The sequence below is a fragment of the Kineococcus sp. DHX-1 genome (assembly GCF_042473625.1).
Taxonomy (GTDB): domain Bacteria; phylum Actinomycetota; class Actinomycetes; order Actinomycetales; family Kineococcaceae; genus Kineococcus.
On record NZ_CP170445.1, the window covers coordinates 604,550 to 621,233 of the forward strand.

General features: G+C 74.0%; 16 protein-coding genes. 7 read left to right on the top strand and 9 right to left on the bottom strand.

The window, feature by feature from the left end; all coding sequences use genetic code 11:
* Window position 1 precedes the first annotated feature (1 nt).
* The 4 genes from ACFEMC_RS02950 to ACFEMC_RS02965 are packed head-to-tail and all read right to left on the bottom strand — an operon-like array spanning window position 2 to window position 4,030.
* Window positions 2–784 (bottom strand): SDR family NAD(P)-dependent oxidoreductase, encoded by a 783-nt coding sequence (locus ACFEMC_RS02950; RefSeq protein WP_380173451.1) that lies wholly within the window; start codon window positions 782–784, stop codon window positions 2–4.
* Window positions 781–2,118 (bottom strand): MFS transporter, encoded by a 1,338-nt coding sequence (locus tag ACFEMC_RS02955; protein WP_380173453.1) that lies wholly within the window; start codon window positions 2,116–2,118, stop codon window positions 781–783. Before ACFEMC_RS02955 ends, ACFEMC_RS02950 begins: the two co-directional genes overlap by 4 nt.
* Window positions 2,115–3,005, bottom strand: coding sequence for a polysaccharide deacetylase (locus ACFEMC_RS02960; protein ID WP_380173455.1), 891 nt, complete (start codon window positions 3,003–3,005; stop codon window positions 2,115–2,117). Before ACFEMC_RS02960 ends, ACFEMC_RS02955 begins: the two co-directional genes overlap by 4 nt.
* A gap of 53 nt (window positions 3,006–3,058) precedes the next feature.
* Window positions 3,059–4,030: an asparaginase gene (locus ACFEMC_RS02965; protein ID WP_380173457.1), complete on the bottom strand. Its 972-nt coding sequence runs from the start codon at window positions 4,028–4,030 to the stop codon at window positions 3,059–3,061.
* 152 nt (window positions 4,031–4,182) lie between these two features.
* On the opposite strand from ACFEMC_RS02965, the gene ACFEMC_RS02970 reads away from it, so the two are divergent.
* Complete coding sequence (locus ACFEMC_RS02970) at window positions 4,183–5,196, top strand: LacI family DNA-binding transcriptional regulator (RefSeq protein ID WP_380173459.1); 1,014 nt, start codon at window positions 4,183–4,185, stop codon at window positions 5,194–5,196.
* A gap of 27 nt (window positions 5,197–5,223) precedes the next feature.
* Here the strand turns inward: ACFEMC_RS02970 and ACFEMC_RS02975 are convergent, their stop codons facing one another.
* The gene (locus ACFEMC_RS02975) at window positions 5,224–6,411 is read right to left on the bottom strand and encodes a phytanoyl-CoA dioxygenase family protein (RefSeq protein ID WP_380173461.1); all 1,188 of its coding nucleotides are present in this window, start codon (window positions 6,409–6,411) and stop codon (window positions 5,224–5,226) included.
* Window positions 6,412–6,535: 124 nt separating this feature from the next.
* On the opposite strand from ACFEMC_RS02975, the gene ACFEMC_RS02980 reads away from it, so the two are divergent.
* The 3 genes from ACFEMC_RS02980 to ACFEMC_RS02990 are packed head-to-tail and all read left to right on the top strand — an operon-like array spanning window position 6,536 to window position 9,207.
* Window positions 6,536–7,570 (top strand): LacI family DNA-binding transcriptional regulator, encoded by a 1,035-nt coding sequence (locus tag ACFEMC_RS02980; protein WP_380173463.1) that lies wholly within the window; start codon window positions 6,536–6,538, stop codon window positions 7,568–7,570.
* 39 nt (window positions 7,571–7,609) lie between these two features.
* Entirely contained in the window at window positions 7,610–8,266 is a 657-nt protein-coding gene (locus ACFEMC_RS02985; RefSeq protein ID WP_380173465.1) for a MerR family transcriptional regulator, read from the top strand.
* On the top strand, window positions 8,263–9,207 hold the full coding sequence (locus ACFEMC_RS02990) for a hypothetical protein (RefSeq protein WP_380173467.1): 945 nt from the start codon (window positions 8,263–8,265) through the stop codon (window positions 9,205–9,207). The genes ACFEMC_RS02985 and ACFEMC_RS02990 overlap by 4 nt, the downstream gene beginning before the upstream one ends.
* On the opposite strand, the gene ACFEMC_RS02995 is transcribed toward ACFEMC_RS02990, so the two are convergent.
* From ACFEMC_RS02995 to ACFEMC_RS03010, 4 genes are read right to left on the bottom strand one after another with little or no spacing between them, the layout of a single operon-like run.
* Complete coding sequence (locus tag ACFEMC_RS02995; protein ID WP_380173470.1) at window positions 9,167–9,385, bottom strand: hypothetical protein; 219 nt, start codon at window positions 9,383–9,385, stop codon at window positions 9,167–9,169. The genes ACFEMC_RS02990 and ACFEMC_RS02995 overlap by 41 nt on opposite strands.
* A gap of 59 nt (window positions 9,386–9,444) precedes the next feature.
* Window positions 9,445–10,494 (bottom strand): biotin/lipoate A/B protein ligase family protein, encoded by a 1,050-nt coding sequence (locus ACFEMC_RS03000; protein WP_380173472.1) that lies wholly within the window; start codon window positions 10,492–10,494, stop codon window positions 9,445–9,447.
* 42 nt (window positions 10,495–10,536) lie between these two features.
* Window positions 10,537–12,513, bottom strand: a complete 1,977-nt coding sequence (locus ACFEMC_RS03005; protein ID WP_380173474.1) for an acyl-CoA dehydrogenase family protein — start codon at window positions 12,511–12,513, stop codon at window positions 10,537–10,539.
* A complete protein-coding gene (locus ACFEMC_RS03010; RefSeq protein ID WP_380173476.1) occupies window positions 12,510–13,178 on the bottom strand; it encodes a TetR/AcrR family transcriptional regulator in 669 nt (222 codons plus the stop codon). The genes ACFEMC_RS03005 and ACFEMC_RS03010 overlap by 4 nt, the downstream gene beginning before the upstream one ends.
* A 93-nt stretch (window positions 13,179–13,271) precedes the next feature.
* Between ACFEMC_RS03010 and ACFEMC_RS03015 the strand changes: the two genes are divergently transcribed.
* Genes ACFEMC_RS03015 through ACFEMC_RS03025 form a run of 3 tightly spaced genes read left to right on the top strand, consistent with a single transcriptional unit; the run spans window position 13,272 to window position 16,683 of the window.
* Window positions 13,272–14,513: an acetyl-CoA C-acetyltransferase gene (locus tag ACFEMC_RS03015; RefSeq protein ID WP_380173477.1), complete on the top strand. Its 1,242-nt coding sequence runs from the start codon at window positions 13,272–13,274 to the stop codon at window positions 14,511–14,513.
* Complete coding sequence (locus ACFEMC_RS03020; RefSeq protein ID WP_380173479.1) at window positions 14,513–15,832, top strand: 3-oxoacyl-ACP reductase; 1,320 nt, start codon at window positions 14,513–14,515, stop codon at window positions 15,830–15,832. The genes ACFEMC_RS03015 and ACFEMC_RS03020 overlap by 1 nt, the downstream gene beginning before the upstream one ends.
* Window positions 15,832–16,683, top strand: coding sequence for a MaoC family dehydratase (locus ACFEMC_RS03025; protein ID WP_380176566.1), 852 nt, complete (start codon window positions 15,832–15,834; stop codon window positions 16,681–16,683). The genes ACFEMC_RS03020 and ACFEMC_RS03025 overlap by 1 nt, the downstream gene beginning before the upstream one ends.
* Window position 16,684: the final 1 nt, after the last annotated feature.

A 16,684-nucleotide genomic window follows, 5' to 3' on the forward strand; every position in this document is an offset into this window, starting at 1 on the left:
CTCAGCTCGGCCAGCGGACGGTGAGTCCGCCGTCGACGACGATGCTCTGTCCCGTGACGTACGCCGCGTCGTCCCCGGTGAGGAACCGGATGACGCGCGCGGCCTCGTCGACGGTCCCGACCCGGCCCCGCGGGATGCCCGCGCCGGCGGCGGCGAGCCCGTCGGGCCCGAAGGAGTTCACGGGGTCCAAGGACTGCGGGCTCTCGATCAACCCGGGGATGACGGCGTTGACCCGGATGCCCCGCGGCGCGAGTTCGACGGCCAGGGAACGGCACAGGCCCAGCACCCCGGACTTCGCCGCGGCGTAGTGCGCGTGGTCGTCCCATCCGTAGACGCCACCGGCGATCGAGGACACCGCCACGAGCGCCCCCGCACCGGTCATCGCCCCGGCGCAGGAGCGGAACGTCCGCAGCACGCCGGTGAGGTCGACGGTGAGCATGGCGTCCCAGGCGGCGTCGTCGAGCTCGGCGAGCGGGGCCCGGCGGAGGATCCCCGCCGCGGCGACGCCGACGTCGAGCCGGCCGAACTCCTCGACGGCCGCCGCCGCCAGGGCGTCGACCGACGCGGCGTCCGCGACGTCGACCGGGACGGGCAGACAGCGCCCGCCGGCCGCCTCGACGGCCGCCACGGTCTCGGCGACGTCGTGCGGGTCGCCCGGGAAGTACCCGGCGACGCTGTGGGCCCCGGCCCGGGCGTACGCCACGGCGAGCGCTCGGCCGATGCCGCTGGCCCCGCCGGTGATGACGGCGACCTTGCCCTCGAACCCGTCGTCGCGGACGGTCACGCGGCCGCCTCCTGCTCGAGCTCGACGGTGCGGTTCTCCGTGTTCCGGGCGCCGAGCATGACGATCCCGGACAGCAGCATGAACACCGATCCCGTGACGAGCGCCGCCGTCCGCATGCCCGCGCCCGCCGAGAGCAGGACGGTGAGCAGGGCGGAACCCGCGATCCCGCCGACCGGGCCCATGACGTGCGCGACGTTCGTGCCCATGCCGCGCACCTGCGCGGGGAACGACTCGCCCATGTAGAACAGCAGGGCCGCGTACGGGCCGGTGAGGAAGAACAGCGAGAGCGAGTAGGTGACCATGACCCAGGCGCTGGAGTCCGGCCCGAGGAGCATGGCCGCGGTGACGACGGCGCCGACGGTCCAGCCGCCGATGATCGTCGTGCGGCGGCCGATGCGGTCGCCGATCCAGCCGTGGAAGATGTAGCCGCAGAACCCGACGGCGTTCGCCAGGACCAGCACGACGAGGGAGTTGTCGAAGCTGAACCCCTTGGCGCCCGTGAGGACGCTCGTGCCGAGCACCGAGAACACCTGGATGGCCATCCAGTTGAACAGCCAGGCCAGGGACAGGCAGATCGTGTGGCGGCGCAGTCCCGGGGTGAAGACGTCCCGGACGCGGGAGGGACGGTGGTCGGTGTCCGACAGGCCGTGGGCCCGGGCGATCTCCGAGGCGGCGGACTCCTCGCCCGCGGCGCGCAACCGGCGGACCTCCTTGAGGGCCGCGTACGCGGGCGACTCGGGCAGCCGGGTGGCCGCGAGGGCGACGAGCACCGCGGGGAGCATGGCGACGACGAACGTCCACCGCCAGCCCAGGTGGGGCAGCATGAGCGCGGTCAGCCCGGCGGCGACGAGAGCACCCACGGGCCAGCCCGATTGCACGAAGCTGTACATGAACCCGCGGCGCTTGGCCTTGGCGTACACCTCGTTGAGGTAGACGGCGTTGACGACCTCCTCGGAGGCGCCGAAGCCGGAGAACGCGCGGATGAGGACGAGCGAGACCGCGCCGGCGGCCAGACCCGTCAGGCCGCTGGAGATCGCCGCACCGATGACGGTGATGATCAGGGCGCGCTTGCGGCCGAACCGGTCGAGCAGGGAGCCGACGACGAGCGAGACGAGGAACACCCCGACGGTGACCCACGTGTTGACGCCCGCGGCGTACGCGGGCGACCAGCCGAAGTCCTCGGCGATGACGGGCAGCAGGGTCCCGAAGAGGGTGAAGTCGTAGACGGAGAACACCCAGGCGAAGAAGCAGACGATCGAGACCGTGAGCAGGGTGCGGGGCGTGATCGTCCGGTTCCAGGGTTCGACCGCTGCGGGCCGGGTCGACGCGCTCACGCGGTCACGTCCGTGCGGGGGAAGCGAGCGGTGAAGTCCTGGGCGATCGCGTCGAACGTCGTCCAGGTGACACCGGAGTGGCCGCTGATGTGCTCGATGAGCCGTTCGAGGGCCATGAGCACCTGCGGCCGCCCGGAGACGTCCGGGTGGATCGTCATCGTGAACACGGCGTAGTCGTTCTCGCGGTACACCCAGTCGAACTGGTCGCGCCACATCTGCTCGATGTCGCGCGGGTTCACGAAGCCGTGGCTGTTCGGGCTCGACTTGATGAACATCATGGGCGGCAGGTCGTCGAGGTACCAGTTCGCGGGGATCTCGACGAGGTCGGTCTCCCGGCCCCGCACGAGCGGCTTCATCCACTCGGCTGCCGGCTTGTCGTAGTCGATGGGGGTCCAGGAGTCACCGACGCGGACGTAGTACGGGGTGAAGTCGCGGTGCATGAGGGAGTGGTCGTAGCGGATCCCGCGGTCCAGCAGGATCTCGTTGGTGACGCCGCTGAACTCCCACCACGGGGCGACGTAGCCCGTGGGGCGCGTGCCGGTGCGCGTGGAGATGAGGTCGATGCAGTGGTCGAGGACCGTCTCCTCCTGCTCGCGGGACATCGCGATGGGGTTCTCGTGGCTGTACCCGTGGACGCCGATCTCGTGGCCCGCGGCGACGCACGCGTCGAACTGCTCGGGGAACGTCTCGATCGAGTGCCCGGGCCAGAACCAGGTCTGGGTCAGGTCGTGGCGGCGGAACAGCTCCAGCAGCCGGGGGACGCCGACCTCGCCGGCGAAGATCCCGCGCGAGATGTCGTCGGGGGAGTCGGCCCCGCCGTACGAGCCGAGCCAGCCGCCGACGGCGTCGACGTCGGTCCCGAAGGCGACGAAGATCTCCTTGGCCATGGGGTGGGTCCTTCCTGGGGTCGGGGAGTGCGGGGGTGTGGAGTGCGAGCTGGTCAGACCGGGGCGAACGCGGCCGCGCAGGCCCGGACCGGGTCGTCGGGGTCGGCGGCCAGGGCCACCGCCAGGAGGGTGCGCGCCTGCCACGGGGACAGGTCGCCGGCGAGGACGGCGCCGCCGCGTTGCAGGGCGCTGCCGCCGCTGCCGTACAGGGGGGCGACGGGTCCCTCCGGGACGCGCGAGGTGATGACGACGGGAATGCCTGCAGCGCAGGTGTCCTCGACCGCCTGGGTGACGCCGGGTGGGGTGTTGCCGGCGCCCATCGCCGCCACGACCAGACCGCGGGTCCCGGCGGCACGGGCGGCGGTCAGCAGGGAGCCGTCCGCGCCGAGGTGGGTGGCGACGACGTCGACGCGGGGGAGGTCGACCACGTCGGCGGGCAGGGACCAGCCGGGCCTGCGGGCAGGTCGTCGCAGCAGGTCGACGCGTCCGGCGGCGACGCGGTGGGTGGGGCCGAGTCCGGGCGCGGCGAAGGCGCCGGCGCGGACGGTGTGCACCTTGCGGACGCCGCGGGCCGCGTAGGCCTCGCCGTCGAAGACGACGAGGACGCCGCAGCCGCGGGCGTCGGGGTGGGCGGCGAGTTCGAGGGCCGCGGCGAGGTTCGCCGGTCCGTCGGGGGCGACGGCGTCGGCGGCCCGCTGCGCCCCCGTGAGGACGACGGGCCGGTCGTCCTCGTGCAGCAGGTCGAGCAGGAGGGCCGTCTCCTCCATCGCGTCGGTGCCGTGGGTGACGACGACCCCGTCCACGCCCTCGTCGAGGGCGGCCCGCACGGCCCGGTGCAGCCGTAGGAGGTCGCGACCGGTGAGGGCCGAGCTGACGACCGTGGTGAGGTCCAGCGTCCGGACGTCCTCCGTGCTCGGCGGGGTGAGGGTGGCCAGCAGCTCCTCCGCCCCGAGGCGTGCCTCGAGAGCGCCCAGACCTCCTGTGCTGGAGATGGTCCCACCGGTGGCGATGAGTTGCAGGGGCACGTCGGACCCTTCCGCGTTCGGGACGCCTGCGTCCGTCGAAATCGATTGCGAGCAACCTACGCAATCGATTTCGAGCCCACAAGACCCGCAACACGGATTTAACGCGCGGGGTCCTGGCGTGGACCGCGCCCGGCATCGGGTACACAGGAGCGGTGACTTCGAGCGGCCGGCGTCCGGCGACCCTCGCCGACGTGGCCGCCGCGGCGGGGGTCCACGCGTCGACGGCGTCGCGGGCCCTCGGCGGGGGCGTCGGCATCTCGCCCCGGACGGTCGAGCGCGTCCGCACCGCCGCCGCCGAGCTGGGCTACCGGCCCGACCCGGCGGCCTCCTCCCTGCGGACCCGGCGCAGCGGCCTCATCGGGGTCCTCGTGCCGCGCCTGACCGACATCGTCCTGGCGACGATCTACGAGGGGCTCGACGCCGCGGCCGCCGAGGCGGGCTACCAGACGTTCGTCGCGAACACCTCCGACGACCCCGACGTCCGTCGCCGCCGCCTGGGGGCTCTGCTCGACCGCCGGGTGGACGGTCTCGTCTTCGGCGACGCACGGCTCGACGACGACCTGCTCCCGGAGATCGCGGCGCGCGGGCTGCCCTACGTGCTCGTGTCCCGGCGCAGCCGCGGGCACCTGTCGGTGACGACGGACGACCTGGCGGGGGGCCGGCTCGCCGCGCGGCACCTGCTGGAGCTCGGCCACACCCGGGTCGCCGTCGTGGCGGGCCAGCCGTTCTCGAGCACGGGGGTCGAGCGGACCCAGGGGTTCCGCGAGGAGTTCGCCGCGGCCGGCCACCCCGTCCCCGACGACCTCGTCGTGAACTGCCGGTACGACGTGCCGGGCGGCCACGCCGCGGCGCTGCGGCTGCTGGCGGCCCGACCCCGGCCGACGGCGGTGTTCGCCGTCAACGACTTCAACGCCATCGGGACGATGGGCGCGTTGCGGGAGAGCGGGTTGCGCGTGGGGGAGGACGTCGCCGTCGTCGGCTACAACGACGTCTCCCTCGCCGCCGAACTCCCGGTCCCGCTGACGACCGTGCGCTCGCCCATGGTGGAGATGGGACGGCAGGGGATGGCGCGCTTGCTCGCCCGGGCCGCCGGGACCCCCGTGCGCTCGCTCCGGCTCAAGCCCGAGCTCGTCGCCCGCGAGTCCTCCGGCGGCCCCCTGTCCTGAGGCGGGGCCGCCGGGTGCGGGTGGGTCTCAGTGGGTGCGGCGGCGCGCGGTGTAGGCGCCGAGCTGCTCGACCACCTCGTCGGCGCTGAGGTTCCCGTCCAGGGCCTGCGTCAGCAGTTCCGTCTGCGACAGCGGGGTGAGGCCGCCGACGTTCGGGTCCAGGTCGAGGTTCGTGGGGAACGGGTACCCCTCGGACGCGGCGGCGACCGCGTTGGCCAGGAACTCCGGCGAGGCCCCGGACGCCTTGCGGGCGAGCAGGGCCGGGTAGACGGCGCGGGCGATCCGCACCCGGTCGACGGACTCCATCGCGCGGCCGAACGCCGAGGACACCTGCAGGAGGTTCGCGGAGCGCTGCACGTCGGCGGACACGTTCGTCCCGGCGCCGTGGAACAGGGCGGGGTTGAAGAACGCGGCGTCGCCCTTGCGCAGCGGGAGCTGCACGTGGTGGGCGGCGAAGTGCTCGCGGAACTCCGGGCGCCGCCAGGCGAGGTAGCCCTGCGGGTACTGGTGCGAGTACGGCAGGTACATGGTCGGGCCGCTCTCGACGGGCATGTCGCTGTGCGCCACGGCGCCCTGCAGCGTCAGGACCGGGGAGAGCAGGTGCACGTGCGCGGGGTAGCGCGCCGCGACGGGGTTGGACAGGAAACCCAGGTGGTAGTCGCGGTGCGGGTCCTGCGCCCTGCCGCCCGGGCGGACCAGGTTGACCTGGGAGGTGACCTGGTACCCGGGGCCCAGCCACGCCGTCGAGACGAGGGCGAGGACGTCGTTGCCGTAGTAGTCGACGAACGCCTCGGGGTCGCGAACGGCGAGCTTCTCCAGCGCGTTCCAGACCCGGTCGTTGGCTCCGGCGGCGGCGAAGTGGTCGCCCTTGGCGGTGCCCGCCGCCTTCTCGTCGGCGATGACCGCGTCGAAGACGGCGCTGACCCGGTCGACGACCGCCGGGTCGGGGAAGGCGCCCTCGAACACGACGACCCCGGGACCGTCGGTGAGGGCGCGGACGAGTTCGGCCTCGACCTCCTCGCGACCGGGCTCCTGCGCGGTCGTGCGCCGCAGCAGGTCGGCGTCGTACACGAGCACCTCGCTGCGTACGGCGGCGGCGTGCGGGTAGTCGGCGAGGTCCGTCGTCCGGTCGACGAGCCGCGCGAACTCGGCGACGTCGCAGTCGGTCTCGCGGAACCGCAGGGGGGTCGTGCGGGACGTGGTGGGGGTGCTCACGGCGGTCTCCTCGTCGAGGTCGTGGGGTGGTCCAGCTCTGCCAACGTAGCCCGCGGGCCCCTGCGGGTGGCATCGTGAACACCTCAAGAACACCTCAGCGGGACACCTCAGCGAGAGGGGCGTCGTGGCCCACCCGTACCGCCTCCGGGAGATCGCCCAGCAGGCCGGTCTCAGCCTCGCCACCGTCGACCGCGTGCTGCACGGCCGGCCCGGGGTGCGGGCCTCCACGGTCGCCGAGGTGCACCGCGCCCTCGCCGACCTGGACCGGCAGGCGTGCCAGGTCCGCCTGACCGGCGCGACGTTCTTCCTCGACGTCGTCGTGCTGGCGCCGGAGCGCTTCAGCCGGGCCGTGCGGACGGCGCTCGAGGCCGAGCTGCCGGCCCTGCGCCCGGCCGTCGTGCGGGCGCGGTTCCACCTCCGGGAGGACGGCGGGGTGGACGACCTCGTGGCGGACCTGGACCGCATCGCGCGCCGCGGGTCCAGCGGGGTCCTGCTCAAGGCGCCGGACGAGCCGGCCGTCGTGGCCGCCGTCGCACGGCTGCAAGAGCGCGGGATCCCGGTGGTCACGTTCGTCACCGACGTGCCCACGAGCCGGCGCGTCGCGTACGTCGGCATGGACGACCGGGCGGCGGGCGCCACCGCCGCCTACCTGCTGACGGCGGTCGCACCGGACGCCGGTGGAGTTCTCGTCTCGTTGAGTCGCAGCACCTTCCGCGGCGAGGGCGACCGCGAGCAGGGTTTCCGGGCGGCCTTGCGCGACCTGGCGCCGCACCTGCCGGTGCACGTCGTCGAGGGCGCCGACGGGCTGGACGGCTCGACGCGGCAGGCGGTGGCGCGGGCGCTGGGGGAGGCGCCCCACCTCGACCTGGTCTACTCCGTCGGTGGGGGGAACCGGGCGGTGCTGTCGGCCTTCGACGACGCGGGCCGGCGCGTGCGGGGTTTCGTCGCCCACGACCTCGACCAGGACAACGTCCTGCTGCTGCGCGAGCGCCGGCTGACGGCCGTCCTGCACCACGACCTGCGCGCGGACGTCCGGCGCGTGTGCCGCGCGGTCATGCAGGTCCAGGGGGCGCTGCCCGGCCGGCCGAGCTCGGTCCCGTCGCAGATCCAGGTCATCACGCCCTACAACGAGCCGGCGGCGTTCACCACCGACGCGTGACATGTTGACAGTTCTGCTATCGATAGCAATTCTGTCGATGTGCGCATCTCCGAGCTCAGCACCCGCAGCGGCGTCAGCCAGGCGTCCATCAAGTTCTACACGCGCGAGGGGCTGCTGCCCGCGGGGGAGCGCACGGGCTACAACCAGACCGACTACTCCGACGACCACCTGACCCGGTTGCACCTCATCCGCTCCCTCATCGACGTCGGCGGCCTCCCGGTCGCCGCCGTCGGCCGCGTCCTGGCCGCCGTGGACGCCCCGGACCTCCCGCTCGTCGAGGTCCTCGGTGCCACCCAACAGGCTCTGCCGCAACCGGTCACCCCGCCCAGCGAGGCTTCGCGCGACCGCGTGCTCGCGTTCGCGGCCGAGCACGGCTGGGACGTCGACGAGCACAACCCCGGCGTGCGCGTCGTCGCCGGGGTGCTCGACGGGTGGGACTCCGTCGACCGCGGCGACCTCGCCGCCCTGCTGCCCGCCTACGCCCGGGCGGCCGACCTCGTGGCGACCGCCGACCTCGACGCCGTCGCCGGGTCGATCGACGACGCCCGGCGGGGAGGCGACCGCGAGGCCGCCGCCCAGACGGTCGTCGTCGGCACCGTCCTGGGCGACCAGCTCTTCGCCGGCCTGCGGCGCATCGCGCAGCAGGACACCGCCTTCCGCCGCTACGGCTCAGACCCCCGAGGGGACACCCCGTGACCACCCTGCTCCCGCCCGTCCGCCACGACGTGCCGGCACCCTCCCGCTGGCACCGCCCACTGCTCGTCCTCGCCGTGGCGATGGCTGGCCTGACGGTGCTCACCGCGGTCCTGGCCGGGGTCGACGCCCGTCCCGTCCTCGGCCAGGTCGCCTGGTTGAAACCCCTGAAGTTCGCCCTCTCGATCGGCCTCTACGCCCTCACCCTGGCCTGGCTCGTCGGGTTGCCGGGGCTGCCCCGGCCCCGGCTCGCCTCCGCGCTGGCGTCGGTGGCCGCGGTGGGGCTGCTCCTCGAGATCGCCGTGATCGGCTGGGCCGCCGCGGTCGGGACGACCAGCCACTTCAACGTCTCCACCCCCCTGCACAGCGCCCTGTGGGCGCTCATGGGCACGTCCATCGCCGTCGTGTGGGTCGTCACGGCCGTCATCGGCGTCCTGGTGTTCCGCACCCCGCTGCCCGACCGGGCCCGCACGCTCGCCGTCCGCGCGGGGGTCGTCCTGGGGCTGGTGGGCATGGCCCTGGCGTTCCTCATGACGGCCCCGACTCCCGCACAGACCCAGGACTTCTCCGGCGTCGTGGGCGCCCACGCCGTGGGGGTGCCCGACGGAGGCCCGGGCCTGCCGTTCCTCGGTTGGAGCACCCAGGGCGGTGACCTGCGCATCCCGCACTTCGTCGGGCTGCACGCCCTGCAGGTGCTGCCGCTGGCCGTGCTGCTGCTCGAACGTCTCGCCGGCCGCGTCGCCGCGCTGCGGGACGACGTCGTGCGGTTCCGCCTCGTCGCGGTCGGCGCGCTGGGCTACGCCGGCCTCGTCGGCTGGCTGACGGTGCAGGCGCTGGCGGGGCAGCCCCTGCTGCACCCGTCCCCGGCGCTCGCCGGCGTGGGGGTCGCGGCCCTGGCGGTCCTCAGCGTTCTGGCGGCAGGAGCGCTGCGCCGAGCGCGGTGAGGAGTTCCACGACGTCCGCGCGGTCGAGGCGGACGGTGGAGACGCACGTCGCGTCCTGCCAGGTCGACAGGACGACGCGCCCCGCCTCGGGGTGCGTCGTCACGCGCAGGGCGCGGCCGCCCCGGTCGGCGTCGCGGACGACACCTGTGCGGATCCCGCGGTCGACGGCCTTCTCCATCTGCCGAGTGTGCTCTCCCACCCAGGCGCTGTCCACGGGATCGACGGAGGTGCCGTCCGTCAGGGGATGCGGCCGACCCACTCCGGCGTCGCGAACTTCGTGCGCACGAGCTCGTCCGCCGCGGCGAGCTCGGCGTCCGTCAGGGGCGCGTCGGTGAGGCCGTACTGACGGCGGAACGTGGCGACCATCGAGTCGATGACCTCCTCGCGCGGCAGGCCCGTCTGCCGGCGCAGGGGGTCGACGCGCTTGGCGGCGCTGGCCAGTCCCTTGCCCGAGAGCTTCTCGCGGCCGATCCGCAGCACCTGCACCATCTTCGCGGCGTCGATGTCGTAGGACATCGTCACGTGGTGCAGGACGGTGCCGTCCCCGAGCCGCTTCTGCGCCGCTCCGGCGATCTTGCCCTGCTCGGTCGTGATGTCGTTGATGGGCTGGTACCAGGCCTTGACGCCGAGGTCGCCGAGGGCGACGAGCACCCAGTCGTCGAGGAACGCGTAGGACTCGGTGAAGCTCAGGCCCTCGACGAGGGAGCCGGGGGCGTAGAGCGAGTACGTGATGGTGTTGCCGGGTTCGACGAACATCGCCCCGCCGCCGGAGATGCGGCGCACGACCTCGACGTCGAACCGGTCGGCGGCCTCGCGGTCCACCTCGTTGACGACGGACTGGAAGCTGCCGAGCACGACCGCCCGGCTCGCCCACTCCCACACCCGCAGGGTCGGGCCGCGCCGGCCGGCGGCCACTTCGCGCGTCAGCACCTCGTCGAGGGCCATGTGCGTCAACGGCGACTGCGGAGCGGTGTGGACGAACTGCCAGTCGTGGTCGAGCCAGCCCGTGGCCCCGCCGACCGCGCGCCGGACGGTCGTCGCGACGGCCTCGGGGGTGAACCCGAGGAGCACCGCGTCCCGCGGGAGGGCGGAGCGGACGCGGCCCGCGACGTCCTCCGCGTCGGCGTCGGCGGGCAACCCGGTGAGGGCCGCGTCGATGGCCTCGAGGGCGTCGTCCGGTTCGAGGAAGAAGTCCCCGCTCAGCCGGACGTCGGCGAGCCGGCCGTCCCGGACGGCGAGGTCGACGACGACGAGCTTGCCGCCCGGAACCTTGTACTCACCGTGCATCCCGGCAGGCTACGTCCCACCGTCGCCCCTGGGGACGCCGGCTCAGCCGACGAGGCGGGACCCCAGCCAGTGCCGCGGAGTGCCGAACCCGGCGAGGAGTTCCTCGGTGCTGGGGCGCAGCTTGCGGCACAGTGCGTTGACGGCGCTCGTGATGGCCTTGGCGCGCAGCGTCGTCATCCGGCGGTGCTCGAGGTACCAGCCCTTCTCGGCCTCCAGCAGCGCCAGGACGTGCAGGTCGCACACGTCGGCGAGCAGGGCCGCGACGGCCGGGTCCTCGCACCGGGCGATCGCGGCGGCGAACGCCTCGGCGACGATGCGGTCGGTGTGCGCGCGACCGGCGAGCAGCAGGTGGTCCTGCAGGTCGTCGATGGCGGCGAACCGCTCGGCCTCGGGCTTGCTGCGGGCCTTGCGCATGCGCTTGGCCAGCGACTCCACGACGTGGCGTTCCCGCTCGGACAGCATGCGGATCTGCCACGCGCGGTCGTGCAGGTCGTCCGGGATGCGGCCGGCCTCCACGACGTCGGCCACGAGCGAGGCCGCGGGGCTGCGCCCGGCGTACGTGGAGATGAAGTCCCGCGTCGCGAACCGCGCCATGCCGAGGGTGTCGAGGTCGGAGAACTGCTGGGCGTAGCTCGTCAGCAGGCCCTTGGCCACCAGCTGCAGCAGGACGGTGTTGTCACCCTCGAACGTGGTGAACACGTCGGTGTCCGCCTTGAGCAGCGGCAGCCGGGAGTCGGCGAGGTACCCGTTGCCGCCGCACGCCTCGCGGCACGTCTGGATCGTCCTCGTCGCGTGCCAGGTGGACGCGACCTTGAGCGCGGCCGCGTGGGCCTCGAAGGCGCGCTGGCGCGCGGAGTCGGCCTCGCCGCCGGCGAGCTGCACGCGGAGCAGGTCGTCCATCTCGCCCATGAGCTCGTCCTGGGCGAACGACAGCGCGTACGTGGTGGCAAGGGGGATCAGCAACCGACGCTGGTGGGCCAGGTAGTCCAGCACCGTGACCTCGTCCGAGCCGCCGGGGCGCTTGAACTGCTTGCGCTCGGCGCCGTACCGCAGCGCGATCTCCAGGGCGACCTTCGTCTGCGACTGCGCACCGCCGGAGACGCTGACGCGGCCCTTCACCAGCGCCCCGAGCATCGTGAAGAACCGCGCGTTGGCGCTGGCGATGGGGGAGGAGTACGTCCCGTCCTCCGCGACGTCGGCGTAGCGGTTGAGCAGCGCCTCGCGCGGGACGCGGACGTGGTCGAAGGCGAGCCGGCCGTTGTCGACGCCGTTCAGGCCCATCTTGCGGCCGTCGTCGCCGCGCCAGATCCCCGGCAGGTCGACGCCGTCGCGGCGCAGCGGGACGACGAACGCGTGGACGCCGCGGCCCTCCCCACCGGTCACGAGCTGGGCGAACACGACGGCGACCTCGGCGTCCTCGGCCGCCCCGCCGATGTAGTCCTTGCGGGACAGTTCGTCCGGGGTGTTCACCACGAACTCCTGCGTGGCGGGGTCGTACGTCGCCGTCGTCCCGATCGAGGACACGTCCGAGCCGTGGCCCGACTCCGTCATGCCGAAGCAGCCGACGAGTTCCAACCGCAGCAGGGGGCCGAGGAGTTCGGCGTGGTGGCGCTCGGTGCCCAGGGCCTGCACGGCGCCGCCGAACAGCCCCCACTGGACGCCGGACTTGATCATCAGGGAGGCGTCGCCGAACCCCAGCATCTCGAACTGCGCGACCTGCCCGCCCGGGCTGTCGGCTCCGCCGAAGCGCGAGGAGAAACCGAGTTCGTGCCCGCCCAGCTCGGCCAGCGTGCGCAGGCGGGCGCGCGTGACGTCCCGGTGCTCGCTCGTGGTCAGGTCGTACGACGCGCTGAACAGGTGGTTCGGCGCCTCGGCGCGGAACTTCTCCTTCACGTCGGCGAAGCGGCCGTCCAGGACGCGGCGCAGGACGTCGGTGTCCACCGGCCCGCTCGGCGCGTCGGTGCTCGTCTCGGCGGGGGCCTCGACGGGAGTTCCTGCGGGCAGTTCGACGGTGGTCACTGAACCTCCTCCGGGGTCAGGACGGCCTGCAGGCCGCCCCAGGCGAGTTGCGTGAGATCGGAGACGAGCGTGTCGGCGGCGACGCGGTCGGGACTGGAGATCCACCGGTCCGCGGCGGTGCGGATCATCGCGATGATCCCGTGCGCCAGGACGTCCGCGGAGGCTCCGCGGGCGCCGCCCACCCGCAGGTGCGCGGTGATGGTGCGCGCGGTCTCGGCGGCGATCGTGCCGGAGATCCGCTGGACGGGGTCGGTCGTGAGGGGACGTTCCAGGAACGGGTGCGAGACGACGAACCGGTAGACCTCCGGGTCGGCTTCGACCAGGCGCACGTAGGCACCGATGATGGCGACGAGTCCGTCGCGGGGGTCGCTGGCGCTGTCGACGGCCTGGGCCAGTTCGCGCAGGATGCGCGCGTTCACCCGTTCGGCGACGGCGAGGTAGAGGTCCTCCTTGTCCGCGAAGTGGCGGTACAGGACGGTCTTGCTGGTGCCCGCCACAGCGGCGACCTCGTCCATGCCCACTCCGGCCCCCTTGGCCGTGATCGCGCGCAGGGCGGCGGTCACGAGTTCCTCGCGCCGACGACGGCGGTGCTCAGCCCAGCGGGTCCGGCGTCCGTCCTCGGTCGCGACGGCTGCGACGGCGGTGCCGTCCTCGATGACCTCCACTCCTCGAAGGTACCCCGGACGACGGGTATCGGGTACCCCGAGTACCTGTTAACTTCGGAGAACTTCGCCCACTCGGACCGCACGGGGGACCACGTGACACGCAGAGCCGCGATCGTCGGAGGCAACCGCACACCGTTCGTCCGCGCCGGACGGCGGTACGCCCACGTCTCGGCGCAGGACCTCCTCGTGGCCGCGCTCGATGGCCTCGTCGCCCGCTACGGCCTGGCCGGCGAGCGCCTGGGGGAGGTCGTCGCGGGGGCTGTCCTCAAGCACAGCCGTGACCTCAACCTCACGCGCGAGGCCGTCCTGTCCACCGCGCTGGACCCCGCCACCCCGACCTACGACGTGCAGCAGGCCTGCGCGACGGGCCTGGAGACGGCCGTCCTCGTCGCCAACAAGATCGCCCTCGGGCAGATCGAGGTCGGCATCGCCGGCGGCACCGACTCCGCGAGCGACGCGCCCATCGCCGTCGACGACGGCCTGCGCCGCGTGCTGCTGGAGCTGTCCCGCGCCCGCACCGTCGGGCAGCGGCTCGCCGCGGTCTCCAAGCTGCGGCCCGGGCAGCTGCGCCCGGACCCCCCGCGCAACGCCGAGGCGCGCACGGGCTTGTCGATGGGCGAGCACGCCGCCCGCACCGCCCTGGCGTCCGGCGTGACCCGCGCGGCCCAGGACGAACTGGCCCTCGCCAGCCACCGCAACCTCGCCGCGGCCTACGAGCGTGGCTTCTTCGACGACCTGCTGACGCCCTACCTCGGAGTGCGCCGGGACGACCTGTTGCGGCCGGACACCACGCTGGAGAAGCTGGCCGCGCTGAAACCGGTGTTCGGGCGCGACCTCGACGGCGAGGCGACGATGACGGCGGGGAACTCGACGCCGCTCACTGACGGGGCCGCCGCCGTCCTGCTGGCCTCGGACGAGTGGGCCGCGCGGCGCCGCCTGCCGGTCCTGGCCCACCTCGTGGACGCCGAGACCGCGGCCGTCGACCACGTCCACGGGGAGGGACTGCTCACCGCGCCCGTCGAGGCGGCCCCGCGGCTGCTCGCACGGCACGGACTGACGCTGGCCGACCTCGACCTCGTCGAGGTGCACGAGGCGTTCGCCTCGACGGTCCTCGCCACGCTCGCCGCGTGGGAGGGCAAGGGGCTGGGCACCGTCCCGCGCGAGAAGCTCAACGTCGCCGGGTCGTCGCTGGCCACTGGCCACCCCTTCGCCGCGACGGGCGGACGCCTGCTGGCGACGACGGCGAAGCTGCTGCACGAGCGCGGCGGCGGCCGGGCCCTCATCTCCGTCTGCGCCGCGGGCGGTCAGGGCATCGTCGCGCTGGTGGAGGCGTGATGGCCGGCCCGCTGGCGGGTGACCCGTACGGAGCCTTCGTCCGCACCGGGCCGGGGAAGTTCCTCGCCGCCCGCACGGGCCTGCCCCGTCCGCCGCGGCTGCGCCGGTACGAGGAGGGCCAGGACCTGCTGACGGGGCCCGCCCTGGTCACCGGCCTGAGCGGCGCCGCCCACGTCGACGCCGTCCGGGACGCCCTGCGGGCCGCCGGGGCGGACCTCGACGTGGGGACAGGACCCCTCGGCGCCCTCGTCGTGGACGCGTCCGGGCTGCGCACCGTCGACCAGCTCGGCGAACTCCTGGCCACCGCTCCGGACTTCAAGCGCACCCGGGGCCGGGTCCTCGTGCTGTCCGCGGTCCCGCCGGAGGTGGGGGACCCCGAGGCCCGTGCCGTCCAGCAGGGCCTGGAGGGATTCGTCCGCAGCCTCGGCAAGGAGGCCCGCGGCGGCACGACCGTGAACCTCCTGCGCGTCGCCGACGGCACGACGACGTCCCTGCGCAGCGCCGTGCAGTTCTTCTGCTCGGCCCGCTCCGCCTACGTCGACGGGCAGCCGCTCGTCGTCGGCCCCGGCGAGCCGCAGCCCGTGCGGGACCAGCGCGTCGCCGTCGTCACCGGTGCGGCACAGGGCATCGGCGCCGCGACCGCCGAGGTGCTGGCCCGCACGGGTCACCACGTCGTCTGCGTCGACATCGCCGCGTCGGGGGAGAAGCTGGCGGCCGTCGCCAACCGCGTCGGCGGGTCCACGCTGCACCTGGACGTCACGGCCGACAGTGCGCCGCGGACCCTCGCCGAGCACCTCGCCGGCCGGTTCGAGGGCGCCGACGTCGTCGTGCACAACGCCGGCATCACGCGCGACCGGTCGTTCGTGAACCTCGACGAGGCCGCGTGGGGTTCCGTCCTCGCCGTGAACCTGGGCGCGCCGGTCCGCCTCACCACCGCCCTCCTGGACCACCCCGGCGCCCTCGCGCCGGGGGCGCGGTTCGTGTGCCTGTCGTCGATGAACGGGATCGCGGGGGCGAAGGGCCAGACGAACTACGCGACGAGCAAGGCGGGGCTCATCGGGCTCGTCCAGGCGCTCGCGGGTCCGCTGTCCGAGCGGGGTTTCGCCGTCAACGCCGTGGCTCCCGGGTTCATCGAGACGCCGATGACGGCCGCGATGCCGCCCGTCCCCCGCGAACTGGGGCGCCGCACGTCGAGCCTGCAGCAGGGCGGGCTGCCCGTCGACGTGGCCGAGACGATCGGGTGGCTCGCGCAGCCCGATGCGGCGGGCGTCGACGGCCAGGTGCTGCGCGTCTGCGGCCAGAACCTGCTGGGGGCGTGATGCACACCCGCGAACTCGCCGCGCCGCCGTCCTTCCCGGCGCTCTACGCCCGGTCCCTGCTGCGTCGGCCGACCCGGCGGCTGGACTTCCCGCGCACCCGGATCGTGCTGCGGGACCAGCGGTTCGACGTCGACCGGTTGACGGAGTTCTGCCGTCTCACGGGGTTCCCCGTGCGCGACGAGGTCGCGCTGCCCTTCCCCCAGGTCGTCGCGTTCGGCCTGCAGGTGGACCTCATGGTCCGCGAGCCGTTCCCGTTCTCCGTCGTCGGTGTGCTGCACGTGCAGCAGGAGTTCGAGCAGACCCGCGCCCTCGACGTCGGCGAACGGTTCGACCTGTCCGTGCGCGCGGTGGGGATGCTCCCGCACCGCCGCGGGGCGACCGTCGAACTGCGCACCGAACTCACCGTCGCCGGGGAGCGCGCCCCCGTCTGGACGGGGCGGAGCAGCTACCTCGCCCGGGGCGTGGACTGGCCGGGGATCCCGCGCGACGCCGCCCGGCTCGACGCGCCCGCAGGCGAGGGCACGGTCTGGCGCGTCCCGGCGGACCTCGGCCGCCGCTACGGCGCGGTGAGCGGCGACGTGAACCCCGTCCACGTCTCCCCGCTCACCGCACGGGCGTTCGGGTTCCGCCGGGCCATCGCGCACGGGATGTGGACCGCCTCGCGGGCCCTGGCCGACCTCGGCGGCCCGGCCCTCGGCGCGGCGCGGTACGAGGTGGACTTCGGCTCCCCCCTGCACCTGCCCTCGACCGTCCGGCACGTCGTGCGCCGCGAGCCCGACGGGTGGAGCAGCGCGGTGCGCAGCCGGAACGGGAGCAAGGTCCACCTCGCGACGCGCCTGCGCAGGGCCTGAC

Excerpts from the sequence above, each read along its gene's own strand:
- ACFEMC_RS03020 (WP_380173479.1), top strand. The coding sequence starts at position 14,513 with ATGGCCGGCCCGCTGGCGGGTGACCCGTACGGAGCCTTCGTCCGCACC.
- ACFEMC_RS02960 (WP_380173455.1), bottom strand. The coding sequence starts at position 3,005 with ATGGCCAAGGAGATCTTCGTCGCCTTCGGGACCGACGTCGACGCCGTC.
- ACFEMC_RS02995 (WP_380173470.1), bottom strand. The coding sequence starts at position 9,385 with ATGGAGAAGGCCGTCGACCGCGGGATCCGCACAGGTGTCGTCCGCGAC.
- ACFEMC_RS03000 (WP_380173472.1), bottom strand. The coding sequence starts at position 10,494 with ATGCACGGTGAGTACAAGGTTCCGGGCGGCAAGCTCGTCGTCGTCGAC.
- ACFEMC_RS03025 (WP_380176566.1), top strand. The coding sequence starts at position 15,832 with ATGCACACCCGCGAACTCGCCGCGCCGCCGTCCTTCCCGGCGCTCTAC.